Origin of the sequence: Oceaniferula marina, assembly GCF_013391475.1 — a bacterium.
Taxonomy (GTDB): domain Bacteria; phylum Verrucomicrobiota; class Verrucomicrobiia; order Verrucomicrobiales; family Akkermansiaceae; genus Oceaniferula; species Oceaniferula marina.
This window is the reverse complement of sequence record NZ_JACBAZ010000003.1, coordinates 251,293-274,676: the sequence shown is the minus strand read 5'-3', so window position 1 is coordinate 274,676 and position 23,384 is coordinate 251,293. Positions and strand designations below refer to the sequence as shown.

General features: G+C 52.8%; 21 protein-coding genes. 7 read left to right on the top strand and 14 right to left on the bottom strand.

All coding sequences use genetic code 11. The annotated features are described in order from the left end of the window. Window positions 1-28 precede the first annotated feature (28 nt). Together HW115_RS09250 and HW115_RS09245 are read right to left on the bottom strand one after the other, a co-directional pair. The gene (locus tag HW115_RS09250; protein ID WP_178932336.1) at window positions 29-739 is read right to left on the bottom strand and encodes a hypothetical protein; all 711 of its coding nucleotides are present in this window, start codon (window positions 737-739) and stop codon (window positions 29-31) included. Between the two features lie 17 nt (window positions 740-756). Then, window positions 757-1,536 (bottom strand): hypothetical protein, encoded by a 780-nt coding sequence (locus tag HW115_RS09245; RefSeq protein ID WP_178932335.1) that lies wholly within the window; start codon window positions 1,534-1,536, stop codon window positions 757-759. A gap of 176 nt (window positions 1,537-1,712) precedes the next feature. Here HW115_RS09245 and HW115_RS09240 point away from each other — a divergent pair, with 176 nt between their 5' ends. Next, window positions 1,713-2,507 (top strand): carboxylesterase family protein, encoded by a 795-nt coding sequence (locus tag HW115_RS09240; protein WP_178932334.1) that lies wholly within the window; start codon window positions 1,713-1,715, stop codon window positions 2,505-2,507. A 30-nt stretch (window positions 2,508-2,537) separates the two neighbouring features. Here the strand turns inward: HW115_RS09240 and HW115_RS09235 are convergent, their stop codons facing one another. Continuing rightward, a complete protein-coding gene (locus tag HW115_RS09235; RefSeq protein ID WP_178932333.1) occupies window positions 2,538-4,172 on the bottom strand; it encodes an aspartate:alanine exchanger family transporter in 1,635 nt (544 codons plus the stop codon). Window positions 4,173-4,623: 451 nt separating this feature from the next. On the opposite strand from HW115_RS09235, the gene nrdG reads away from it, so the two are divergent. From nrdG to HW115_RS09215, 4 genes are all read left to right on the top strand, one after another. Further along, a complete protein-coding gene (nrdG, locus tag HW115_RS09230; protein WP_178932332.1) occupies window positions 4,624-5,106 on the top strand; it encodes an anaerobic ribonucleoside-triphosphate reductase activating protein in 483 nt (160 codons plus the stop codon). A gap of 30 nt (window positions 5,107-5,136) precedes the next feature. Then, a complete protein-coding gene (gene nrdD, locus HW115_RS09225; RefSeq protein WP_178932331.1) occupies window positions 5,137-6,921 on the top strand; it encodes an anaerobic ribonucleoside-triphosphate reductase in 1,785 nt (594 codons plus the stop codon). A 73-nt stretch (window positions 6,922-6,994) separates the two neighbouring features. Beyond that, complete coding sequence (locus tag HW115_RS09220) at window positions 6,995-7,234, top strand: hypothetical protein (RefSeq protein WP_178932330.1); 240 nt, start codon at window positions 6,995-6,997, stop codon at window positions 7,232-7,234. A gap of 27 nt (window positions 7,235-7,261) precedes the next feature. Further along, the gene (locus HW115_RS09215) at window positions 7,262-8,074 is read left to right on the top strand and encodes a hypothetical protein (protein ID WP_178932329.1); all 813 of its coding nucleotides are present in this window, start codon (window positions 7,262-7,264) and stop codon (window positions 8,072-8,074) included. Between the two features lie 93 nt (window positions 8,075-8,167). Here HW115_RS09215 and HW115_RS09210 read toward each other — a convergent pair whose 3' ends face one another. The 4 genes from HW115_RS09210 to HW115_RS09195 all read right to left on the bottom strand — a co-directional run bounded on the left by HW115_RS09210 (window position 8,168) and on the right by HW115_RS09195 (window position 10,984). Further along, window positions 8,168-8,722: a DUF4136 domain-containing protein gene (locus HW115_RS09210; RefSeq protein WP_178932328.1), complete on the bottom strand. Its 555-nt coding sequence runs from the start codon at window positions 8,720-8,722 to the stop codon at window positions 8,168-8,170. A 52-nt stretch (window positions 8,723-8,774) separates the two neighbouring features. Next, window positions 8,775-9,344 carry a DUF4136 domain-containing protein gene (locus tag HW115_RS09205; RefSeq protein ID WP_178932327.1) on the bottom strand — a complete coding sequence of 190 codons (570 nt, stop codon included), beginning with the start codon at window positions 9,342-9,344 and terminating at the stop codon, window positions 8,775-8,777. Window positions 9,345-9,420: 76 nt separating this feature from the next. Beyond that, window positions 9,421-9,993 carry a DUF4136 domain-containing protein gene (locus tag HW115_RS09200; RefSeq protein WP_178932326.1) on the bottom strand — a complete coding sequence of 191 codons (573 nt, stop codon included), beginning with the start codon at window positions 9,991-9,993 and terminating at the stop codon, window positions 9,421-9,423. A gap of 19 nt (window positions 9,994-10,012) precedes the next feature. Next, window positions 10,013-10,984 (bottom strand): DUF6268 family outer membrane beta-barrel protein, encoded by a 972-nt coding sequence (locus HW115_RS09195; RefSeq protein ID WP_178932325.1) that lies wholly within the window; start codon window positions 10,982-10,984, stop codon window positions 10,013-10,015. Between the two features lie 224 nt (window positions 10,985-11,208). Between HW115_RS09195 and yegS the strand changes: the two genes are divergently transcribed. Further along, complete coding sequence (gene yegS, locus HW115_RS09190; protein WP_178932324.1) at window positions 11,209-12,108, top strand: lipid kinase YegS; 900 nt, start codon at window positions 11,209-11,211, stop codon at window positions 12,106-12,108. Window positions 12,109-12,122: 14 nt separating this feature from the next. On the opposite strand, the gene HW115_RS09185 is transcribed toward yegS, so the two are convergent. The 5 genes from HW115_RS09185 to HW115_RS09165 form a co-directional block, all read right to left on the bottom strand. Continuing rightward, window positions 12,123-12,446, bottom strand: a complete 324-nt coding sequence (locus HW115_RS09185) for a DMT family transporter (RefSeq protein ID WP_178932323.1) — start codon at window positions 12,444-12,446, stop codon at window positions 12,123-12,125. 147 nt (window positions 12,447-12,593) lie between these two features. Then, window positions 12,594-14,903 (bottom strand): NAD-dependent DNA ligase LigA, encoded by a 2,310-nt coding sequence (gene ligA / locus HW115_RS09180; protein ID WP_178932322.1) that lies wholly within the window; start codon window positions 14,901-14,903, stop codon window positions 12,594-12,596. A 164-nt stretch (window positions 14,904-15,067) separates the two neighbouring features. After that, window positions 15,068-15,484 (bottom strand): GxxExxY protein, encoded by a 417-nt coding sequence (locus tag HW115_RS09175; RefSeq protein ID WP_178932321.1) that lies wholly within the window; start codon window positions 15,482-15,484, stop codon window positions 15,068-15,070. 212 nt (window positions 15,485-15,696) lie between these two features. After that, on the bottom strand, window positions 15,697-17,076 hold the full coding sequence (locus HW115_RS09170) for an FAD-binding oxidoreductase (RefSeq protein ID WP_178932320.1): 1,380 nt from the start codon (window positions 17,074-17,076) through the stop codon (window positions 15,697-15,699). 100 nt (window positions 17,077-17,176) lie between these two features. Then, entirely contained in the window at window positions 17,177-19,018 is a 1,842-nt protein-coding gene (locus HW115_RS09165) for an NPCBM/NEW2 domain-containing protein (RefSeq protein ID WP_178932319.1), read from the bottom strand. A gap of 136 nt (window positions 19,019-19,154) precedes the next feature. Between HW115_RS09165 and HW115_RS09160 the strand changes: the two genes are divergently transcribed. Next, window positions 19,155-20,438 carry a mechanosensitive ion channel family protein gene (locus HW115_RS09160; RefSeq protein ID WP_178932318.1) on the top strand — a complete coding sequence of 428 codons (1,284 nt, stop codon included), beginning with the start codon at window positions 19,155-19,157 and terminating at the stop codon, window positions 20,436-20,438. 198 nt (window positions 20,439-20,636) lie between these two features. On the opposite strand, the gene HW115_RS09155 is transcribed toward HW115_RS09160, so the two are convergent. Together HW115_RS09155 and HW115_RS09150 are read right to left on the bottom strand one after the other, a co-directional pair. Then, entirely contained in the window at window positions 20,637-21,365 is a 729-nt protein-coding gene (locus HW115_RS09155; RefSeq protein ID WP_178932317.1) for a PEP-CTERM sorting domain-containing protein, read from the bottom strand. Between the two features lie 283 nt (window positions 21,366-21,648). After that, window positions 21,649-23,373, bottom strand: a complete 1,725-nt coding sequence (locus HW115_RS09150) for a sulfatase-like hydrolase/transferase (protein ID WP_227021392.1) — start codon at window positions 23,371-23,373, stop codon at window positions 21,649-21,651. Between the last annotated feature and the right edge of the window lie 11 nt (window positions 23,374-23,384).

Below are 23,384 nucleotides of genomic sequence, written 5' to 3'. Positions count from 1 at the left end.
GTGCTTGCTTTGTTTGTTCGGTGGTGACTCAGGGAGCGCTGGGGTGAATGAGCTCGGCTTTGACAAAGAGTAGGAGCTTGTTGTTTGGGTCTGGTTTTCCAGAGCTGTCGAGGGAAGTAAAATGGTTGATCCATGTGAACCGGTTGTTTGCCAGATGGAGCGTGGAGTATGCGCGCCTGGTTTCAAAAATGGGAAAGCCCACTCGGGCCCAGCCGTGTTGATCATGTTGTTCGAGTAAGCAGAGGTATTCGGGGTTGGTGACGGAATCTCCGGCGAACCGTAAGAGGATGCGATCGTCTTTGATGGATGCTTCTATTTCCAAGAACTCCCCGACCTCTCTGGACTCAAAGCTGGGAAGGATGAATCGCGCGTTGAGTGTTCTCATAGAGGCTTCGAGCTTTTTATGATCCTCGTCAGTGAAGGACCCACTAATGCCTGAACCCGTAAGCTCGGAAGGATAAATCAATTCTTTGAACGATTGGAGACGTGCATCTTGCTCATGCTGGCAGATGACCAGATTACTATCGATGAGCTTGGCCTTGTTCTCGTGGATGAACCTTTGCGCGATAGCATGTGGTGACATGGCCACCGGGCTGTTGGACAGCTCGACGAAGCTTTCCAGCGACATTTCAATCATCTGGGTTTGCACCCGGATGTTGGGACGCGGGCTTGGCTCCTCTGCTGCCAGAGAAGCCATGGCGAGAATCAGGCAGTGGATGCAGACCAGCGTCTTCATCACGTAGGTGTGGGGATGAGTTATCGCCCGACAGGAACCACATCGCATCGGACGAACACAAGCACCTTGCGTGAGCGGTCGGTGATCCCCTTGTCATCTTTGGGTGAAAGGGCCGCGACCAGACAAGGTCGGTGGTTATACACAGAGACGGCCGTGTTCACTCGGAGCGTATACATGATAGGCATCTGGATATCGGCTTCGCCGTGTTTGTCTTTCCATGTCGCCCATTTGACGTTTTCAACATGGTAGACAAGTTCGGGAGCGAAACGGAGATCCACGTACTGCTTGTTTTCTGAGAGTGTGGGTTCGACCTCCAGGGTAGAGCCAAGGTTGCGGGTTTCGAAGGCGGTCGGCGTGGGGCCGGTGGCGAGCTCCTTGTTCGGAATCTCGGTTTTACCATCCTGGGTATGGAGGTGGATTTTGTTGGGAAGCTCCGGTGGTTCGTATTCGGTCGGGTAGATAAATTCGCGGATCGACTCACTGGTTGATTTCTCCCCGCTACGGGAGATGACCATCTGGGTATCGATGATTTCAGCCTTTTCTTGTTTGATCAGTTCGTTGATGCGTTGCCGCAGGATGGTGTCGGTTTTGGTGGCTGCGGGGTCGGCCAGGAGTGCGGTCATTTGCTCGAGTGACATTTCGATATACTCGACCTGGGTGCGGATCAGGTGGGGTAGGGTGGCCTCGGCTTCTTTACCTGTGGGGTCGAAGGATTCTTGGGCATGTAGGCCGGGAGCCATCATCAGGGTGGCGCCGGCAACCAGGCTGGATAGAACATGGGAGGATCGGATGGTATTCATAGGCTGTTTCACGTTAGGTGGCAGCTTGGACGGCGTCGAGAAGAAAGATATTCAGAAGAAAGGGTCTTATTTTTATCGTTGCTCTTGGAGACGTTGTTGGTTTGAGTCGTGATAATCAAATGGAAGAAAGGTATCAAAGAAAGAAGCAGGGGGGATGGGGTTTGGGGCTCCTGCTGATGATATTGTCCGTTCTGACTCCGGTAGATGCCGATGAGGAGGGCTCGGAGCAAGGGAAATGGAAGGATCTGCGCCGGATGAGTGATGCGGCTCAAGCGAAGACGTCGTTTTTAAATCCCGAATATGTCTGTCTTCGTTTGCAGCATGATGCGAAGGAAAAGCCGGCACTGTTGATTTACTTGCACGGCAGCGGTGGACGTGGCGATGAGATTAACAAAATTCAGCGCCAGGTGGCGCCACTGTGCCGGGGAGTGCAGCGATACGTTTCATCTCCCTGTGTGGTGGTCGCTCCCCAGTGTCTGTCAAAAAGGGTAAACGGAGAATCATCGACATGGACCCCGGAGGATCTCAATGTGTTTTTGGCTGACTTGAAAACCAGTCTGTCCTTTGACGAAAAGCGTGTTTATCTAACGGGCAACAGTATGGGAGGATACGGCTGCTGGGTTTGGGCGGCCCATCATCCGGAGCTCTTTGCCGCGGTGGCTCCCGTTTCCGGAGGGATTGGTCGCAAGGGACCAAAGGATGTGAGCCCGGAGCTCGACAACTGGGTGGTGAATCTCGCCAAGGTGCCGGTCTTTGCCTTTGTAGGGGCGCAGGACCGGGTGGTGCCAGCCGAGCGATCTCAACGCCTGATCGCAGCCATACAAAAAGCGGGTGGCAAGCAGGCAAGGTTAAAGGTTTTTCCCGAGGAGGGGCACAATGCCAGACGATTGGTCTACGGCAAGGAAGAGCTTTATCGTTGGATGTTTTCCCTCTCCAAACCTGAGAGGGACAACGACGCTAAGGGGAAATAAAAGGGCGAAAATGGGTGCTTATCGTGGAGTCTAACTGAGGCTGCTCATAATGGCGAGCAGGAGGTTGACTCCCACCACCATCAGCAGTAGCGCTGCGGGGTAGGCACTGGCGTAGCTCACGATGGGTGCCTGGGAGTCGGTCTTCGAGGAGATCGCACCCAGCGCCGGGGTCGAGGTCATCGCTCCGCAGACGCCACCAAGTGAAGTCAGGATATTGAACTTATAGACCGCGGTCGCAATGAAGTAACCGACGACGATGGGGGCTAGAGTGGCAATCACGCCGACCACAAAGATGCCGCCGCCCTGGGCTTGCAGGGTATCGACGAAGCTGGCTCCGCCTTTGATCCCGGCACCTGCGAGGAAGAGGCAAAGTCCGAGTTCACGTAGCAGCAAGCGGGTGGGGCGCGGGACATATCCGGCAACCGCTCCAATCCGACCGAAGTGGCCGAGCAGGAGGGATACCAGCAGCGGGCCACCTGCGAGGCCGAGCTTGAAGCCTCCTAATGGAATCATGCCGACGAGCACACCGATGGCGATGCCAAGAGTCAGGGAAAGCAGGTCGGTGGCGTCGATGATCGAAGGGCGGTGGCCAACCGTTTTGGAAAATTTTTCGAGGTTCTCGGTGTTGCCCACTGTGACCAGCTGGTCACCGATGCTGAGTTCGGTGTTTTCGTTGGGGATGAGTTCGTATTCGTATCTTCGGATGCGGGAGACCGAGACTCCGTGGTCGCGCAGGAGCCGGAGTTGGGAGAGGGACTTATTGGCGAAGGCGCGGTTGGTGACCACCAGGGTGCGGCGTTCCATGTCAGAGTTGATAATGACGGGTGCTTCCTCACGTTCACCGAGGGCATCGAGCATGGCTTCGATGTCGTCCTCGCGTCCCACCACCCAGAGTAATTGGCCGAGCTGCAGTGTGGCTCCGTGTTCGATGGGGACGAGCACACCGTCTTTCATGATCCGGGTGATCCGGCAGTGCAGGTGGTCGAGGATGCGTAATTGGTCAATCGGGCGATCAACAAACTTTGGGTTGGTCATTTTGACGAGCACGGGGACGATTTTTTTTGCCTGGGATTGTTCGGCATCGACCTTCTCACCAATTTTTTGCAGGTCCTTTTTCCGGAGTCGAGGCCACATCTGGACGAAGAGAACCGTGCCCACCACGCCGAATGGGTAGGCGATGGCGTAGCCGGCTGAGACGAGACTTTGATCTGCGCCGGCTGTGAAGTGTTCTTGGGCCGCTGCCAGGCCCGGGGTGCTGGTCAGGGCTCCGGCAAAGATGCCGGCAGCCACGCTGGGTGAAATGCCAAAGACCGTTGCCGCCAAGGCTGCTGAGACCCCTCCGGCAAAGACCACGGCACAGGAGATGATGGCTAGCTGAACCCCGGTCTGCTTCAAGGTGCTGAAAAAGCGGGAACCGGCACCAATCCCCACACAATAAACAAACAAAACCAAACCGACACTGGTGACCGTCTGGCTGATTTCCACATCGTAATGACCGTAGATCAGAGCGACAAACATCACCGCAGCACTTCCCAGACTGACGCCATACAGGGAGATGCGGCCAAGAATCAGGCCAATCGCAATCACGCTGAAGAGAACAAACACAGGGTGATGCATCAGGGGGTAGTCAAACAGGCCCGAAACGAAAGAGTCGATCGCATTCATAACAAAAAAAGGATCAGCGCCAGAGCGCATCCGTTGCTGGCAGCCATAGTGAGCTTGTCTGGTTTTGGCAATGCTTTTCAGTGACCTGATTTCTGTTCGGCAGGGTGACCCGATGCAGCAAAAGCATATCGGAAAGGGTGATAGAATGATTGCTTTCTAACAAAACAGGATAAAAAAATTCACCCCCATATTTAGGAAGGGGCGGATGGAACAAGGTGGCTGATTTCGAGGGTGTGGAAGGTGTATGGGCTCGAAAATCAGGGGATTAGGTCAAGCTTTGCTCTATTTCCGCAGAACTTAAATATATACAACATGTGGTATATTTTAAATATAGACATACTTCATATAGAAAAATCATCTTGATGTGACCATGCTAATTAAGGCATAGTGAACAGCACGGGATCAGGCAAAGCTGCAGGCTGGGCTGGGTCGGAATAATGACAAAAAAGCGATGAACTTTAGTTATCCACAGGTTGTAATGCAGGAAATTCCGGGAGAAATATCCCTGGCTCTTTCGATCTCGGGTTGTCCTGTAAGGTGTCCGGGATGTCACAGTCCCTTTACCTGGAACCCGTCCTATGGAGAGCCTCTGGATGAGCGGGTTTTAACCGGTTTTTTGGATCGTTACCAAGGGATGATCAGCTGTGTGTTGTTTTATGGCGGCGAGTGGGAAAAGGACACTCTGATGGCTCATTTACGTGTGATTAGGGAGCGTGGATTACTAACGGCTCTCTACACCGGGCGCGACCAGGTAGAGGACGAATTGGCTATTATGTTAGATTACGTCAAATTGGGGCCGTGGATCGCGGAGAGAGGGGGGCTGGATTCTGAGGATACGAACCAGCGATTGATTGATTTACGAACCGGGCAGTGTTTGAACCACCATTTCCTGGAAACAAAACCCGCAAGCGAGCGAATGCGACTCGCTAGTTAGAAAGAATGAACAAGCAACCAATCACAGGAAATGAGTGCACTCAGCAGCAAGCAATTACAGGAGAAACAACAATTTTTTAATCAATACATCGAAGCAGGTAATGCGGCGGACGGTTCGGAGCATGACCCGAATGCCAATGTGACGCACAAGAATATTGCGACCTTAGAGAATGAATTGTTCAAAGATTATTTTCGGCAGATTAACCGCGGGATGCTGCAGGAAAAGATTGCCTCGATGTTTGGACAGGATCTGGCGGATGAGTATGTGAGGCAGCTGGATGCTCGTGAAATCTATGCGCACGATGAAACCAGTATCAAACCGTACTGTGCATCGATTACGCTTTATCCATTTCTGATGGATGGCCTGACAAAGCTCGGTGGGGAGTCGAAGGCTCCTCAGCATCTGGAGAGTTTTTGTGGAAGTTTTATTAACCTGGTGTTTGCGGTCTCAAGCCAGTTTGCCGGGGCCTTGGCAACGGTTGAGTTTTTATTGTACTTCGATCACTTTGCAGCGCGTGAGTTTGGTGATGCTTATCTTGAAACGCATCGTGAGCGGATCGACGGCTATTTCCAGCATGTGGTCTATTCGATCAATCAGCCGGCGGCTTGCCGCGGCTACCAGAGTGTGTTTTGGAATATCTCCGTGTATGACCAGTATTACTTTGAATCATTATTTGGAGATTTTGTATTCCCCAATGGGGATGTGCCGGATTACGCACGCTTGCAGGTGCTTCAGGAGCATTTTTTGTCCTGGTTCAACCATGAACGAACGAGGTCAGTTCTGACCTTCCCCGTTGTGACGGCGGCGATCTTAAATGAAAACGAACAAGCGAAGGATCGTGAGTTTTCCGCGATGCTGGCCCGGCAGATGAGTGATGGGAATAGCTTTTTTATCTATCAGTCGGAGAGTGCGGACAGCCTCGCCTCCTGCTGCCGACTGCGTAACGAGATCACCGATACTTCGTTTTCTTACAGCCTAGGGGCCGGAGGGGTCAGTACCGGGTCACTCAATGTGATCACCCTGAATATGAACCGCTTGGTTCAGAACGGAAGTGATCTCAAAGAACAGATAGAAAAAATTCATCGCTACCAAGTGGCTTATCGCACCTTGCTTGAGGAGATGTTGCAGAACGGGATGCTACCCGTGTATGACGCCGGGTTTATCAGCATGGAAAAACAATTCCTGACGATTGGAGTGAATGGGTTGTTAGAATCGGCTGAATACCTTGGCTTGGGGCCGGAGAATCAGTCCGGTTACATTGATTACCTACAGCAGCAGTTGGGCACGATTTACCGACTGAACCGTGAGGCCTCGGAGCAGTATGGGTGTCGATTCAATACCGAGATGATTCCGGCGGAAACGTTGGGGGTGAGGAACGCGGACTGGGATCGGGCTGATGGTTTGGAAGTTCCTCGCGATTGTTACAACAGCTATTTTTACCGGGTGGAAGATGAACACGCGAGTATTCTCGACAAGATGGTGTTGCATGGTCGCCAGGTGGTGGATTATCTGGATGGAGGTAGTGCGCTTCACCTTAATCTTCACGAACACCCGAACCAGGACGCCTGTATGAAGTTGATTGATGTCGCGGCGAAGTTAGGCTGTAACTATTGGTGTATCAATGTGCGCAGCACGATTTGTGACGATTGTGGTTATATCGCAAAGGAGACGGTGGTGAAGTGCCCCTCATGTGCCTCGACGAATCTTTGTTATGCCACCCGGATCATTGGCTATTTGAAGCGGGTTGATCATTTCAGTTCACCGCGTCAAAAAGAAGCGGCGGTGCGGTATTACGAAAAGCGTAAGGTGTCATGAATCTAGTGTGATGGCTGGCGGGGGGGGCTTCGTATCCGCAACTTTCCGTAGCGGTGGGGGTTGAATGGGTATCATGAAAATCCCCCTTGTTCTTTCAATGATCACTCAGCTTGTGGTTTTGTCCCCGATGGCACTTGATGCCCAGGGGCCGAGGCCGATGGATATCGGAGCCAGTCCTCAGCCGGTTGGAGACCCCGGTGTAATGTGGTACACCACATGGGAAACGGCAAAGGTCGAGGCACAACGAAGTCAGCGGCCTATCTTCTTTATGGCAGCGGCAGCACAGTGCAATGGCGTGTCCGGTGTGTTTTGACCCGGTTACGCCAAGACGCAGAACAGTTTGTTCGCAACGAAAGCCTTTGTTGAAGCTTCACGGAAGTTTGTTTGTGTCCGTCTGGAGTCGTTTGAAAGCAAGCGGCACCAAGACATGGTACGCAGCCTGCTGAATGGGCGTTTTGAAAATACGGCCTTTTGTATTTTTGCGCCGGATGGAAAGACTCGCCTTTCGGGAACGGGGCGCAGTCCGAGGCAAGGTTTTGGGTTGGGACGGAGTTCTCCCGAGCAACAGAATGCCGATGTCATTCGGCAGATGAACAAGATAGCGGTGCAGTACCCGGAACGTGGTTCGACTTTGGATGCGGAGGTTCAGGATTTTCACAGTTTTAAGCAGGCTTTGAATGTGGCCTCCGGGGACCAGCGGTTGCTTGTATTTGTGGTGGCTCCGGAGCGCAAACGTAAGATTCTAACCGTATCGATGCGCAAGGTGATGAACCATCCTGATGTGCTTGGTCGATACCATCTTGATTTTGCCGATAAGGAAGATCTGGAGTGGGCGAATGTGATTGAAGGAGAGAAGGAAAAGTCCGGTATCTTTGTTGTTCGCTCCGGGGCTTTTGGGCAGGACGGGCGTGTGATGGCCGAGCTGCCACTGGATGCTTCACCAGTCGAGATCCGTAAGGTGCTGAACGAAGCCAATGGACGTTTTGCGGAATCGGAGAAACGGAAACAATATGCGGATCATGTTAGCCAGGGAAGGCGGGAAGGGGTCCGCTATGAGGACAAGATGCCCTGGGGTGAGGACAGGGATGCCGATGGCAAAATAGATGAAGGTCGGCGTCACCGAGGCAGTTCCCACGGGCGGCGGCGCCCTTGAGGAAGCGAAGAGTCGCGTGTGTGGGCTTCACAAAAAAACGCGGACGAGGTGATCCCCGACCGCGTTGATGGTTGAATGATACTATGCGCGCTTTTATTTCGCAAAAAAGGGTGCCAGTGCCTGGGCAACGGCCTGATTGATACGCTGGGTTCGAGCAGAACCCGATGACCCCTTAACCACGTCACCGACGTAGATATTGCGGTAGACCAGTTTATTGGTTTTGGCATCGATGACATCGACCAGCAGGCCGGCACGCTCAAAGAAATCGGGGCGGACACCTTCGATGACCCCTTTCATGTGGGCGGCATCGGTGATGCCTTCGGCATCGCGGCCAAAGCCGAAGTATTCATTGTAGGATGTGGTGCTGGCGCTGTCCTGAACGATGACCATGTAGCCGACAATGAGGTCGGCATTCGCCTGACCGTAGCTTTTTCCATTGCTGGTGAACTGACCTTTGATGGCATTTTGGATCAATTGGTGCGCTTGTTTTTCCCTTGAAGTCAGCGTGATGGAGGAATTGGGGTTGCGTTTGACCAGGCGGGCGGATTCGTAGCCTTTGCTGGTGCCCTTGGGCATGTCGACGCTAGGCGAGCAGGCGCTAAGCGCAAAAGCGAGCGCGGCTGCACCGAAAATAGAGAGTGGTTTCATGATATTGAGTAATGGGCGGTCGATGGATAAGTCGGTTTAGAGAAGATCGTGGCTACTCTTTGACGAAGAAGGGAGCGAGTGTTTCTTTGATTGCGGCATTGATCCGCTGAGTGCGCTGGGCATCGCTTGGAACATCGACGATGTCCTTGGCGTAGTGGTTGCGAAAGACGAGCTCGTTGGTTTTGGTGTCGATGACATCGACGACAAGGATGACCCGCTCAAAAAACTCGTCGCGTTTGCTTTCGATGGCGCCCTTCTGATGGGCGAAATCGGCAAGTTTGTCGGCATTGCGTCCCTGACCGAAGTAGTCGTTGTAGTGGAAGGTGATGGCATTGTTTTGGATCATCACGAGGTAGGCGACTTTGAGATCGGCGTCCTTGGCCCCGTATTTCATTCCATGGTCGGTGAATTCATTTTTGAGCGCTTTTTGGAAGCTTTTGTGGAATTTCTTTTCCTTGGCGACGGCGACCGGGTCGTCAGTGACTTCGGCGTCTGGGTTGTGGGCGATCAGTCGGGCCGAACTGTAGCCTTTGCTGGTACCTTTGGGGAGATCCACACCTGGAGAGCAGGCTCCGAGGACGGTGGCGAGAGTGAGGGCTGTGAGGTATTGGATTGCTTTCATAGAAGATAGAATGGGATGGAATAGAGGGCAGGCATATTAGCCCCAGAGACTGAGGCGTGTCAATGACAGGTCGGGGTTATGACTTTCTGACAAAAAATGGAGCCAAGGCGGATTGCACTGCTTGGCGGATGCGATTGGCCCGGATGCTGTCGGATGGGATGTGGACGATATCGGTCGCGTAGAAGTTCCGATAGACAATTTTATTGGTTTTGGTGTCGATCACATCGATGAGGATGCCGGCTTTGTTGTGGTAGTCGGAAACCTCTTTTTTCATGACGCCACGTTCATGCGCGGTTTTGGCGATCTCATTGGCATTGGGGCCATGACCAAAGTAATCATTGTAATGATAGGTGATGGCCCGGTTCTGAACCAGAATCAGATAAGCGACGGCCAGGTCGGATTGCTTTTTGCCGTATTGGACACCATTTCTTTGGAACTCGGATTTGATAGATCCTTGGATCATGGAATGCACCTTGCGCACATGGGCCTGACTGGCTGCGGAGCCGAATTTCTCGGCATACGGGTTGCGGCTGATCAGATTGGCGGACTGGTAGGAGTCGATCGTACCTGACGGCATGTTGATGCCGGTGGAACATGAGCATAGCAGTAAGCCTATCAGGAGGCTGGGGATGAGGGCAAGGTGTTTCATGGATATCGAGCTGCTTGGGTTAGAAACGGTAGTTGAGACCGACCTGAACGAAGGGAGTCATGTCGATGTCGCTGTTCTGGATGGTTTTGTCCGAGGTATTTTCGATGTCGAGCTCTTGTCCCATGCTGACACCGGCACCGAGCCAGGCCCACAGTTGGTTGTGCACGTTGTATTCCGCACGAAGACCGATACGCAGGCTGCTGACATTGATATCGCGGTCCGGTCCTGCATCGTCGGCTTTGACGTGCCAGGTCGGCGAGCTGTATTGGCCGTAGAGGTTGACCAGCCAGTTATCGTTGACGCTGTAGGTAATGCCACCGATGGGAGGCAGCAGGTAGGCTTCCCAGCGTGGTGCGGGGCGCCAGATGAAAGCGGCTCCCGGGATGATATACTCTTCACCGAAGCCGTGGTAGTAGTAGACACCGGCAAAGAGCTCGAGGTTTTCGCTGTAGTTGTACCCTGCGCCGAGAGCAGCGGAAATGGCAAAGTTGTCACTGCTACTTTGAGCCCCGGAATAGGAGGGCATCACCATGCCTCCCCAGATCCATTTTTCGGAAACATCGTGGATGAAGACAATGGGCATATAGAAGTTGTGCAGGGTGTCTTCGGTCAGCAAGTTGGGCACGCTGGTGTCGTATTTGGTGGCACCGTAGTTGATGAAGCCAAAGAGGTGGAACTCATCGTGGTTAACACCGGCAAAAGGAAGCCAGAGGTTGAAGGCATCCGAGCTGACATCACCGGGAAGGCTGTCGAAATCCGTGGTGAAATTGTGGCGGTAGTTTGCATTGCCAACGGCATATCCTGGGAGATCGGTATTCGAGTTCTTACGGGCGAACTGGATGTAGGGAGGGCCGAACCACTCTTGTTTGCCGTTGAGGCCATCACTTGTCGGAGGAATGGTTTCGGCAACGGAATCGCCGGCCATGGCGGGAGTCAGCAAAGCCAGCGAAAGGCCCGCCACAATCAGTGAGGAAGAGAAGATACGTTTCACGTCCGCCTTTGTCCCATAAGCACGAAGGCATTGCAACTCGCAAATTGGAAGCTCAGCGGAAGACTTTGTCATTATAACCAGGCCTTGGCTATGGAGGCGTCAGGATGTCTACGCTTGAGCTTCATGGCTTGGAATTGCTGGAAATCGAGTTGGCAATTGGGACCATTCTGATTAGTCTGTTGATTGCCTGCAGGGGATAACTTGGATAACCGATAGAAACTGATATGAAAACACGATTGATCATCAATGGTAAAAAAGCCGGGCTCGATCCGGTGCGAGATGCCGTTTTTCAAGCCAGAGAGTTTGCTGAGATGGAGGTGCGACCCACCTGGGAGGGTGGGGATGTGCAGCGGCTTGTTGCTGAGGCAGCCGCCGAGGGCTGTCAGCGAATCATTGCCGGGGGGGGCGACGGAACGGTGAATGAAGCCGTGGATGCCATTTTACAATTGCCTGCTGATCAACAGCCGGAGTTGGCACTGCTTCCCTTGGGGACGGCCAATGACTTTGCCACGGCCTGCACGATTCCGGCGGACTATGGACAGGCACTGCGATTGGCCCAAACCGGCACAGCCGTGCCAGTGGATGCGGCCCGGGCGAACGAACGTCATTTTATCAATGTGGCGAGTGCCGGGTTCGGGGCGCAGGTGACCACAAGTACCCCGGTTGCCTTGAAAAACTTCCTGGGTGGAGGTGCTTATACCTTATCTGGCTTGGTGCAGGCGGTGAACTTCACTCCCTACGCTGGAACAGTCAGAGCTCCCGGGGTGGAAATGGATCATGAATTGGTGATTGGGGCGGTTTGCAATGGTCGACAAGCGGGTGGAGGCCAACAGCTCGCGCCCAAGGCCGTGATCAATGATGGATTGTTCGATGTGGTCTCTCTCCGAAGTTTTCCTGCGGACGCTGTCTCCCAAGTGATTCGTGAGCTGCTCGATTCCGATGTGGATGGCGAATACGTACAACGGCGGCAGGTTGCATGGTTGGAATCATCATCCGAGGTGCCCATCCCTGTGAATTTAGATGGAGAGCCGATTGAGTCGACCCATATCCGTTTCGAGGTGGTCCCGGGAGCGGTCCGCATGGTTCTCCCTGCCAAGTGCCCGCTGCTGGATCCTAACGGGTAATCAGAGCGGGGTGATCAATGAGCCAGCTTGAGCGTCACCACGCCGCCAATGATCATGAGCACGCCCAGGTAGCGCATCATGCTGGTGGGGTCTTCATAGAACAGCACGCCCACAAAAAAAGTTCCCGCGGCACCCAGTCCCGTCCAGACAGCATAGGCAGTTCCCATTGGAATCGTTTTTTGGGCCGACCACAGTAGCCAGCCACTGATTGCCATACACACGACGGCGATGATGATCCCTTGGACGGTTTTCCCGGGTGACTGGGCCAACTTCAAGCCGACTGGCCAGCCGATTTCAAAGAAGCCGGCAAAGATGAGGCAAATCCAGGCGTTGTTCATGGTGAGGCTATTGTTGGGGATTAGGTGGAATGATTGATCGTGAAAGTAGGACAGGTTTTTAACCTGTCGACAGCTCTGGAAATTGGTTGGGGCTCTGTATGATGAATCAAGGTTGCCGACAGGATGAAATCCTGTCCTACTTTCATGCTAAAGCATGTCTCGGAACGTTTCTTCGTCGAGGATGGTCACTCCCAAGGATTCTGCCTTGCTGCGTTTTGAGCCAGCCTTCTCACCGGCTAACAGGTAGTCGGTTTTTCCTGAGATGGAACCGGAGACTTTGCCTCCCGCGGCTTCGATCCGTTTTTTGAATGCCGGTCTTGGCTCGGAGAGTGTGCCGGTGATGACAAAGGTTTTTCCGGCGATGGCCGAGCCACTATTTTGCAGTGCGGATTTTTCGGGGTCGTAGTTGTCTGATCGTGGGTTGATGTTTAGATTTGTTAGTTTTTCCAAGACGTGTTGTCCGCCCTCGCTTTGGAAAAAGTCAACGATGTGTTCGGCCGCGACGGGTCCGAGATCAGGTGAGACCTGATAATTGGTGATTTGTGATTTGTGATTTGTGATTTTCTGTTTGAGATCGTTGTAGTGTTGTTGGCGTTGTTTTTTTTCGGCGTCGTTGGCAGGCGGGTTGGATTTGTTGCGAGGGGAGATGAGTTTCTGTTCCGTCTCAAGTTTACTTATCTTGAGGATGGTAGTGATGATGGGGCTGTTAGCGACTTCGCTGAGATTGTTGTGGAGACGTGCGATTTCCCTGGCGGCGGACTCTCCGATCTGGGGGATTCCCATGGCGTAAATCCATTTCGATAGGGGGGCTTGTCGTGCGCTTTCCAGTGAGTTTACAATCAGACGAGCCTTTTTCTCCCCGAGCCGGCGGGGTTTGCTTTCTCCCATTTCCAGTTGAGCTGGATCCAGCAATAGATCAGCCAGAGCCTTTTGTTCCAAATCAAACAGGTCGAGGGTGGTGGTGACGGATTGGGTTTCAACCAATTTCTCGGCCACGGCGGTTCCGAGCCCATCGATATCGAGTGCCTTACGGGAGGCAAAATGTTTGATCCGGGTGATGGCTTGGGCTGGGCAGGCGAAGTTGGTGCAGCGCCAGGCGACAAACCCCTCTTCTTGTTCGATAGGGCCGGAGCAAGACGGGCATCGGCCATTGACGAAATCGTAGAGATTAAACGCCTGACTTTGGGCTGGACGTTTGCCGCCGATGACCTTGACCACCGCGGGGATGATCTCACCGGCTTTTTCGATCACAACGGTGTCACCAATGCGGACATCTTTGCGGTCGATTTCGTCTTGGTTGTGTAGAGTGGCACGCGAAACGGTGGTGCCGGAAACAAATACCGGTTCGAGCTCGGCAACGGGAGTGAGTACGCCGGTGCGCCCAACTTGAATCGTGATGCTCTTGAGTAGGGTTTCTTTTTGCTCGGGAAGAAACTTGAAGGCGCAGGCCCACTTCGGGTGTTTGGATGTGGCGCCAAGTTCTGCATGCAGGCTGAGTTTGTCGACTTTGATGACCGCCCCATCAGTGGCATACGCAAAGCTGTGACGATCATGGTCAAGCTTGGTAATTGAGCCTAACAATTCCTCCATCGTGTGGGCTTTATTGAACCAATGCGTGTGCTTCAGGCCGTAGTCTTCGAGCGTTTGCTGGAATTCTGCCACGGTGGTGTAGGGTGCCTGGTCCACATGTCCGTATGAGTGGAAAATGCAATCGAGCGGTCGCTTGGCGACCAGTTTTGGATCGAGCTGTTTCAAGGTGCCTGCGGTGGCATTGCGTGGGTTGACAAAGGCGGGTTCACCGGCCTCGTCCCGTTGTTGGTTGAGTTTGGCAAACCCTTCGTTCGGCATGAACACCTCACCCCGGACTTCAAACAAGGCGGGTGCGCCCTCGGGTAGGCGAAGTGGGATCGATTGAATGGTTTTGATGTTCTGCGTGATATCGTCACCTGTTGTGCCGTCTCCGCGGGTGACGGCATAGTCGAGCACGCCGTTGCGGTAGACGATGGAAACGGCGACCCCGTCGATTTTGGGTTCAACTGTAAGAGTTACATCGGAGTGACCCAAAGATCGCTGAAAGCGGTCAAACCAATCAAGAAGGTTATACGCTCGGGTAGCGGTCGGTTCTGATTGTTGGATCTCGATCAGTTCCTCGTCCTTGAGTTCGTGGATGTCCTCGATGGAGAGCATCGGCACGAGATGTTTGATCTGGGTGAAGCCTTCGAGTGGTGCTCCCCCGACGCGTTGGCTTGGGGAGTCGGGTCTGGCAAGTGCCGGATGAGCGGCCTCCAGCTTTTTGAGTTCACTCATCAAGGCGTCGTACTCGGCGTCGCTGATTTCCGGCTCGGCCTGTTGGTAGTAGAGCTGGTTGTGGTGCTCGAGTTGGGTGCAGAGTTCGGCAATCCTTGCCTCAGGGGAAGGCGTATTCTGAGATTCGGCAAAGGAGAAGAGGTCGTCCATGACTGGTATGATATGAAGAATCACGCAAAGGCGCAAAGGGATGTTGGTCGGAGGGTGGGGTGCTTTTTTTCTAGCTTGGCGGCTATGCGGCTTGATGTGAGTGTTTGTTTTTTATTATGTCACGCAAAGACGCTAAGACGCAAAGGGGGAGGAGGGTATTTAAGTTAAGGGGATTCATAGTAGTTGTTAACGATGCGTTTGGTTCCTTCCTTGAGTGTGGGGGATCCAAAATTAATGAGTAAGCCAAGGGGGAGATCCAGAAGCCTTAAATACGTGAGCGTTTGCTTGCTGTGTAAGGGGTGGATTTTTTCTACGGATTTCAGTTCAATAAGAAGTGTGTTATTGAGCAGGAGGTCGGCTCGAAAGCCCTCAGTAAAAGTAGCTCCCATGAGTTGAATCGGTATAGGCTTTTGTCTATCAACGATGATTCCCTTGTCGGTAAGCATTTTGGATAGAACCACTTCATAAACAGACTCTAATAGTCCAGGGCCGGTTTCACGATGAAGGACATAGGCGCAGTTTACAGCCACCTTCGCCAGCTCGTTTGCCTCATGTGAGAGTTCCTTTCTGGTTATGTTCATGATGGTTTTACTGAGCTAATCGATTAACTTTGTTCATTTGTTATGCTCCAAAAAAGCAAAGGAGAATCGGTATCTGTGGGTAATGGGTTCTTTCTTGCTTAGCGACTTTGCGGCTTGGCGTGAGTCCTGTTTTTTATTTTCGGGCTAAGGCTCAAAGGGGGAAGTTGATGAGATGGTGGGGGATCAGGGGATCGTTTCTATTGGTTCGTTGATCAATCAAGAAACTTTCCGGGGTTCAGGATGTTTTTGGGGTCGAGGGTTTGTTTGATTTGGCGGTGGACTTCCATGGAGGTTTCTCCGAGTGCTTGAGTGATCCATGGTTTTTTTGCCAGTCCGATGCCGTGCTCGCCGCTGATGACGCCGTCGTTTTCGATCACCCAGGTGAAGAGTCGGTCCAGAGCGGCATCGGCCTTGGCTTTGATTTCGGGGTCATCGTAATCGGCGACCATGATGTTGGTGTGGATGTTGCCATCACCAGCGTGGCCAAAACAGGCGACCGGGATGCCGGTGTCTTGTTGGAGTTGTTCGGCAAATTCGACCAAGGCGACGAGTTTGGAGCGAGGCACGACGATGTCTTCATTGAGTTTGGTGAGTCCGGTGTGTTTCAGCGAGTAGGAAAAATCACGGCGGAGCTGCCAGATGCGCTCGCAGGCATCTTCATTTGGCGCTTCATCGATGCGAAGTGCCTGATGCTCGAGCAGAAAATCACGCAGCGTGGGAAGTTCGCGGGCTACGGTCTCTGTGTTTCCATCGATTTCGATCATGAGGTAGGCATCTCCCGGTGGCAGCTTGTCGGCTCCGAGGTAATCGCGTGCGGCATTCATGGTGAAGCCATCGGTGATCTCAAGGGCACTGGGCAGGGTGCCTGCGTCCAGGATCGCTTGCACGGCCGCCGCCGCTGCGGCAAAATCCGGGAACGAGGCCCCGAGCATGGCACGGGTCTGCGGGTGGGGGATCAGGCGGACCGTGATCTCGGTGATGATACCGAGCATGCCTTCGGAGCCAACCATCAGGGAAGTGAGGTCGAAGCCGGTTGAGTTTTTATGGCAGCGGCCTCCGGTTTTGAGGACTTGTCCGTCGGCGAGGACCACGGTGAGCCCGAGGATGTATTGTTTGGTGACACCGTATTTCAGGCAGCGTGGGCCTCCTGCATTGGTGGCGACATTGCCTCCGAGGGTGCATTCTTTCAGCGATGCGGGGTCGGGTGGGTAATACCATCCATGCTCGCGTACTGCTTGTTGGAGCTCCCCGGTGATGACGCCGGGTTGGACCACCGCGGTGCCGTCGGACGGGCTGATCTCGAGGATTTCGTTCATTGGCTCCGTCGAGATCAGGATGCCACCATGAACGGGGACACATCCGGCGATGTGGCCGGTTCCGGCAGCGCGGGTGTAGACCGGGATGCCATGCTGATGGGCAAAAGCGACGGTTTTGGCGACGTCTTCGGTGGTGTGGGCAAAAACCACGACATCCGGCAGTGCGGATGCGTGCCACTTATCCGAGGCGTGAGCATCCAGGACGTCCTCGGCCGTGGACACTTGGTCGGTTGGTAAAAAGGAGGAAAGGTGGCGGGAAAGATCAGTGCTGGTCACGCAGTGAATGTAGACATAGCTGCGGGATTTGAAAACCTTGGATCACAGGGAAAGCTCGGAAACGATGACGTGCCCGTGAGCTTAACCGTGAAGTCTCTGTTTATCGTTTAAGTTGAGGCTCCAGCCAGAGCCCCCAGTCTGAACCATTGCCATCTCCTGCATCTTCGACGATGAGTTCGAGGTTTTGTTTGCCGCTGACATCGATTTTGAAGCCTTGGAGTCTTCCGGATTTGACGGTTTTTGAGCGCCAGAGCGTTTTTCCATCGGCTTTGATGACAAAGACACAGCTTCCGCTATTGCCTTGGGCGATGCCGCATTGACCGCTCAGCGTTTTCCATTTTCCTCCCAGTTGATAGCTGTGTTTGGCCGGCGCATGGGCATAGATGCCGCTGGTAAAGATTTGGCTTTCGGATTGCAGGATGGCATCGGGTCTGGGAAGGCGGTTGTAGGTGGGCCGGAAATAGCCGACTTTGGCAGATGCCGGTGTGGTGTCGGCCAGGGCGACGGCTTGAACTTCGGCCTCGATCTTTTCAGGTGATGGATGTGGGTGACCGCGAGCGAGCATACGTTTGGCAATGGCCGAGGCCTTCGGCTGCTGGGATTTGCTGAGAAGGGTCAGTTCCTTGTGGATGTCCTTTTGGTTCCGTCGTTGAATGGCTGATTGTAAGGGAAGGAATTCTCTGAGTAGATTCCAGGTGTCGAGATTGGCTTGGCCGTTCTTATCGACCAGGTAGGGGAACGCGTAAGGTGTCCGGCTTCCGATGTGGGAGGTGGCGTCACCGTTGGCATAGAGGGCGATCAGGCGTAGGGAGGCGGATTTGCCGGCTTGAAGGTCGGTGCAGTGTAGCGTGAAATTCCCTTCGGCGTCGGGGATGGCGGTGGCCGTGGTGGCGTCGTAGTTACTACGGCCAGCGGGATCGCAGTAGGCCAGCACGGCATACACCGGAGGAGTCCCCTCGGCGTGTTTGACCTTGCCGCTAACCTTGAGCAAGCGGTCTCCTGCTTGAATATCGATGTCCGTGAGCGTGGCTTTTCCTTTGCTCCACATCTCCCGGGTGACTCCGGAAAACATCGGGTGGGTGGCGAGTCGCAAGCCGTTGGCCAGCGTGAGGAAGGAACCTTTGCCCTCGCCGCGAAGTTCTTCACCGTAGGTGCGGTTGCCCGATCCCATCAAAGCGGTTCCGTGGGCTGATCGTTCATCTTGCCTCTCCCGGTTGTGGGGGAGTCCGAGGGCATGGCCAAGTTCGTGGCAGACGCCTCCTACAAAGATCGAGTTATAGCGCCCGAGCGATATCCGACCGTATTGACGGTCGCGCAGCATCGGTTGTTTTTTATCCAGGTCGTTGGGGTCGAGGATGGGGCTGTCGACTTGCCAGGCACAGCCTTCGCAGTGGGTGCCGCGAGCGTAGTACGGGCTGTCTTGGACGATGAGCATTTTTTCGGCATCCCATTTGGAGAGGTTGCAGAAAATGAGTATGGTTTCTTTGTTTTCAGTGATGCCTGCTTTTTCCAAGCTTGGGACGCACTCTTTGAGGATTCGTTGGCCGTCACTCGGTTTGTAGTCGGCGTAGGGTTTGAGGCCGGTGACCATGTGGATTTTGAGAAGTTCGTCTTTTTCAGTGTCCAAATTGATGCTGAGCGGGCCAAAGCCGAGTCGTTTCATTTCGCGGGCATAAAAATCCCTGATGTGAAACATCGTCCGGCTCAGGCGCTCACGATAGGCGGGAGCGGCCGGGTGGTCCGAGGGCGTCCAGTACACGACATGCAGGGTGCGTGCATCGGAGGGGTTTGCCTGTGCATCGCCGCGCCAGGCCTTGATGATTTTCAGTGCCTTGGCTGATTTTTGTGCGGCCTCTTCGTTTGGGGAGCTTGGAGCCGCAGCGGCGCTCGGAGGTGGATAGCAAAGTGCGGAGGCGAGGATGGCGAGGTAGAACGTTCTCATCGATGGTGTATACGGTTGTGGTGGATGTAATCTGACAGCGATTCGGGATGGGGTGTTTTGTGTTTTTTACTCTGGGGGGGAGGATGTCGGATTGGTGTCTTTACCTGAGGCTTGAATTGTGGATAGAATGTTGGTTATGAAAGAATACATCGACCGTGTAACCGAATGGAGTTCGGGCCTGATGGATGCCTCGTTCTTCGATCGGGCGTTGATCATTTTCCTGGCATCGCTGGGAGCCCTTATTTGTTGGTTGGTGGTTCGGCGCCTGTTCCGCTGGGTGGGAACCGAGCACGGCCGAATATTCAAGAGGCCCATCCGGTCGGTCAAGTTTCAGAATCAGGAGATTATTCAAGCGGAAGAAATCACCAAATGGGCAAAAGTCATCACCCGCTTGGTGAGGAAGTTTTGTTTTTTGTTGTTGATGGCCATTTACGGGGTGCTGGTGCTGACTCAGTTTGATTCGCTACGGCACATCCCGGAACGGGTATGGCTTTACGTGAGTGGGACGTATATGATCCTGCAGCAGGATGTGATCAATTTTCTGCCCAGCATGTTGTTTATTTTGATGGTGGCGGTGTTGGCGCATTTCATCATTCGGGTAGTCAAGGTGGTGTTTGACGGGCTTGGCCGTGGCAGTATTGAAATCAATGGATTTTATCAAGAGTGGGCGCATCCCACTTATGTGCTGGTTCGTCTGCTGATTATTGTTTTTGCCTTGGTGGTGGTGTTCCCGTATTTGCCCGGATCGGGGTCGCCGGCTTTGCAGGGGCTTTCAATCTTTATCGGGGTGCTGGTATCGTTGGGTTCGACATCGGCGGTGGCCAATATCATCGCCGGGATTGCCATTACCTACATGAGGGCGTTTCAGACTGGAGATCGGGTGAGGATCGCCGATACGGTTGGTGACATCGTAGAAAAATCCTTGCTGGTTACACGGATCCGGACGCCGAAAAATGTGGTGATCTCTATTCCCAATGCGATGATCATGAACAACCACATTGTGAATTACAGCACCCATGCCAGGGAAACCGGGGTATTGCTCCATATCCAGGTGACGATTGGTTACGATGTCCCATGGCGGCAGGTGCACGAGTTGCTGATCAAGGCGTCTGAACAAGTGGATCATATCGAGGATAGCTCCCACGCTTTTGTCCTGCAAAAAAGCCTCGGGGACTTCAGTGTGGCATACGAACTGAATGTGCTGACCCGCCATCCGCGCAAAACCCAGGAGATTTACTCCCAACTGCATCAGTCAATTCAGGATGCGTTTAACGAGGCTGGGGTGGAGATTCTTTCCCCGATCTACAATGCCGTAAGAGATGGCAATGACATCACCATCCCGGAGGAACACCGGCCGACGGACTATCAGCCTTCTGGGTTTAAGTTGAACTCGATACTAGGCAAGGGAGAGCGAGGTTAAAGAGTGTTTGTCATGACGAGAGCGCGCATAACTCGACTTAAGAAAGGCTCGTCCCTATATTCGTTAGGGTTGTTGACGTAAATGACGAAAGGTAAAGAGGGTGGAAGGAAATATGAGCAGATAAACACCTCTTTATTAAAAAAAGCCACTCCCAGTGAAGGGCGTGGGCCTGGGAAATATTCTTGTAGGCAATCAGGATTACTTGCGACGACGTAAGGCCAGAGCAAGGCCGCCGATCCCAAGAAGTGCCGTTGATGATGGCTCAGGAATAGTCGTGATCACAATTGTTCCTGGGCCATTATATCTCGTGCCAGAACGGAAGTGCAAACCCGTCGCTGTCGTCATGTCAGGCAGAGTAAGCGCCATATCATCAATAATCAGATTGCCATCAAAATAGAGGTCAGCAGAACCATTACCGCTGTTAGCGAGAAGGTCCACATCAAGTTTCATGGCGTGAACTCCGTCGAGATTATTGGGATAGGATGTTCCTGTTTCATAATTACGCCCCCCCTCAAGAATGATACATTTCCTGTTTTGTTGATACCAATCTGCACCTAGCCCAACGAGTAGAGACCCTGAACTGTTCACGAGCCCAAGTTCAAAATATCCATTCACGCCGAAGCGACCATGGGTTTCCAAGGAAAAACTGGTAGTCGAGGCGTCGATAGTGAAGGAGAAGTTAGCATCATTCTGACGCGTGATGGTATTGTCTCCATCGTTCGAGTTTCGCAGGTACTCCCCTACGCCACTAAATGTACCAACTTTCCAGTTTGCAATATCATCGCCCGTCCAGTTATCATTGGAGAGAAGCGTGTTGCCTGGACCTACATTACTAACGTCATAGGTATAGGTGCTAGCAGCGGAAAGGCTGCCACCTCCTAAAAGCATTACAGAGAAAAGATAAAGTGTGTAGGATGTTTTTTTCATAGTATTTGTAAGTAATGCAAAACCAGAATGATTTCTTATAGAAAGCAGTTTCTGTTTCGAGTAGTATAAGTCAACAATTTTTTCCAATGCACAGGTCAGTTTGTGCCATTTCAGATAGTAGCAAACATGATAGAGGAGGCGGGTTTTCTTTTCCTCAGTTCGTGCCTGATTTTAATCCTGGCAAAGGATTCGTTTCCGTCTGAGATGGCTGAGCCTAAAAACATACAACGCCATAAGCCAGTGCCCATGACGTTGCTGATGAATAGTGAATGACTCCAGGTGTTTATTTAATCCCCCAGTTAGCTTCGAAGTTTTCTAATTCACGAGTCCGTTTCATGACTTCTTCAACATCAAAGGGAACCTCATTCTGATTAAAACGTGCCTTTGATGCTTTCACCGTTTCGGGACGGGCGTTTTCGATATTTGTAAATGGATGTCCACGAGCCTCCAAAGAGTGTGGATACTTTTCATTCCAGATTTCGTGGCGAGCCCTCATGGCATTGAACATGCCTTTCATGGTAAAGCCTGGAAGCATTTTGGGTTGAACCTCCCTGGTGTCGTTATAAAGATCGTAAAACGACGCTCCACTCAATCCTGGAAGATCCCCGACCCAGTGCCGCTTGAAGCGCCCCTTGACCGTGGCAGCGTAGATCTCACCTGTGTAGATGTGCACATAATCGCGCCGGCTGTTCGAGTTGCCATTGATGAGCAAGGATGTCTGGTCGACGCCGTCGATCACCCTGTCCGTTGGGATATGCTTCTCTGCACCCGCAAGACGAGCAAAGGTCGTGAAAAGGTCTGTTTCGTGGATAATGTCCCCAACGGTTTGACCCGCTTCGATCATTCCTGGCCACCAGGCCATGGCGGGAACGCGGATACCACCTTCAAGATAGTCTCCCTTTCCGCCGCGGTAGAGTGTTTCAACCATGCCTGGAGGGCCGTTGTGAGTCATGGGACCATTGTCGGCCATAAGAATCACAAGAGTATTTTCTGCAATACCTTTGGCTTTCAGATGTTCCATCAAGTCTCCCACAAAGGGGTCAAATCTAGCTAAACCTTCTTGGAGAAATCCACCTGAGAGAGTTTTTCTTTCTTTGAAGGGGAGGAAGGCGATGAGCTCTGGCCAGTAGGCAATGTAGAACGGCTTTTTGGCTGCTACGTTTTTGTCAATAAATGACAACGTTCGCGTTTTATTATCCTCCATGTTTTTATACCACCCAGGTAGGTCGCCAGGCTGAACAAGCTCACGAACGGGCCCACCTTTCTTACCTTGAAGTACTGCGCAATGCCCCATCGTCCTCCAATCTTTATCCATTTCAAAGGGGTCGTCGGGGTAAATGTCAGGAACAGCTGTTGTGGGTAATACTCCTCCGGCGATCTCTGCTTGCGGGCCATAGATAATAGGAAACTGGTTGTAGGGCTCCCATACCGCATCATCAAATCCCTGTTTGTTGACATAACTTTCTTCGATGTCCCCGAGGTGCCATTTACCATAGAATGCCGTGGCGTAGCCAACATTACCGAGGACCTCCGCCATCGTAACTTCGTCCTTCCGCAGACCACCATATTCGAAAGGAAAACCAACTTGAGTCATCCCGCTTCTGACAGAATGGCGACCTGTAACAACCGCTGCCCGACTTTGAGTACAGGAAGGCTCGGTATACATCCGCGTAAAATTAATCCCTTCCGCCGCCAGCTTGTTAATATTCGGTGTTGTAAACCCCCTCAACTGCTGGAGAGCAGGAATCCCGACTTCACCAACGGGGGTGTCGTCCCACATAATGTGAATAATGTTCGGAGGAGTGCCAAATTTACTGCGCAGAGCTGCTAGCTTTTCATTAATTTCTTTATCTTGTTTAGCCCATTGATCACCGTGCTGCGCTTTAAGCACGTAATACTCCGCATCATGAATAATCTCTTTTGCCGATGATGACAAAGGCAGCATCGCTGAGACACTAAGAGCAAGCGGTAAAGCTCGCCGTATGTTTCTTTTGTGTATAGGTTTCATTGTTGTCTATC

What these genes read in the sequence shown, in the direction of transcription:
- nrdG (WP_178932332.1), top strand. Translation starts at nt 4,624, where the DNA reads ATGAACTTTAGTTATCCACAGGTTGTAATGCAGGAAATTCCGGGAGAA.
- HW115_RS09185 (WP_178932323.1), bottom strand. Translation starts at nt 12,446, where the DNA reads ATGAACAACGCCTGGATTTGCCTCATCTTTGCCGGCTTCTTTGAAATC.
- HW115_RS09235 (WP_178932333.1), bottom strand. Translation starts at nt 4,172, where the DNA reads ATGAATGCGATCGACTCTTTCGTTTCGGGCCTGTTTGACTACCCCCTG.
- HW115_RS09245 (WP_178932335.1), bottom strand. Translation starts at nt 1,536, where the DNA reads ATGAATACCATCCGATCCTCCCATGTTCTATCCAGCCTGGTTGCCGGC.
- HW115_RS09150 (WP_227021392.1), bottom strand. Translation starts at nt 23,373, where the DNA reads ATGAAACCTATACACAAAAGAAACATACGGCGAGCTTTACCGCTTGCT.
- HW115_RS09165 (WP_178932319.1), bottom strand. Translation starts at nt 19,018, where the DNA reads ATGAGAACGTTCTACCTCGCCATCCTCGCCTCCGCACTTTGCTATCCA.
- HW115_RS09200 (WP_178932326.1), bottom strand. Translation starts at nt 9,993, where the DNA reads ATGAAACACCTTGCCCTCATCCCCAGCCTCCTGATAGGCTTACTGCTA.
- HW115_RS09160 (WP_178932318.1), top strand. Translation starts at nt 19,155, where the DNA reads ATGAAAGAATACATCGACCGTGTAACCGAATGGAGTTCGGGCCTGATG.
- HW115_RS09205 (WP_178932327.1), bottom strand. Translation starts at nt 9,344, where the DNA reads ATGAAAGCAATCCAATACCTCACAGCCCTCACTCTCGCCACCGTCCTC.
- yegS (WP_178932324.1), top strand. Translation starts at nt 11,209, where the DNA reads ATGAAAACACGATTGATCATCAATGGTAAAAAAGCCGGGCTCGATCCG.
- HW115_RS09210 (WP_178932328.1), bottom strand. Translation starts at nt 8,722, where the DNA reads ATGAAACCACTCTCTATTTTCGGTGCAGCCGCGCTCGCTTTTGCGCTT.
- nrdD (WP_178932331.1), top strand. Translation starts at nt 5,137, where the DNA reads ATGAGTGCACTCAGCAGCAAGCAATTACAGGAGAAACAACAATTTTTT.
- HW115_RS09155 (WP_178932317.1), bottom strand. Translation starts at nt 21,365, where the DNA reads ATGAAAAAAACATCCTACACACTTTATCTTTTCTCTGTAATGCTTTTA.
- HW115_RS09240 (WP_178932334.1), top strand. Translation starts at nt 1,713, where the DNA reads ATGATATTGTCCGTTCTGACTCCGGTAGATGCCGATGAGGAGGGCTCG.
- HW115_RS09175 (WP_178932321.1), bottom strand. Translation starts at nt 15,484, where the DNA reads ATGAACATAACCAGAAAGGAACTCTCACATGAGGCAAACGAGCTGGCG.
- ligA (WP_178932322.1), bottom strand. Translation starts at nt 14,903, where the DNA reads ATGGACGACCTCTTCTCCTTTGCCGAATCTCAGAATACGCCTTCCCCT.
- HW115_RS09220 (WP_178932330.1), top strand. Translation starts at nt 6,995, where the DNA reads ATGAAAATCCCCCTTGTTCTTTCAATGATCACTCAGCTTGTGGTTTTG.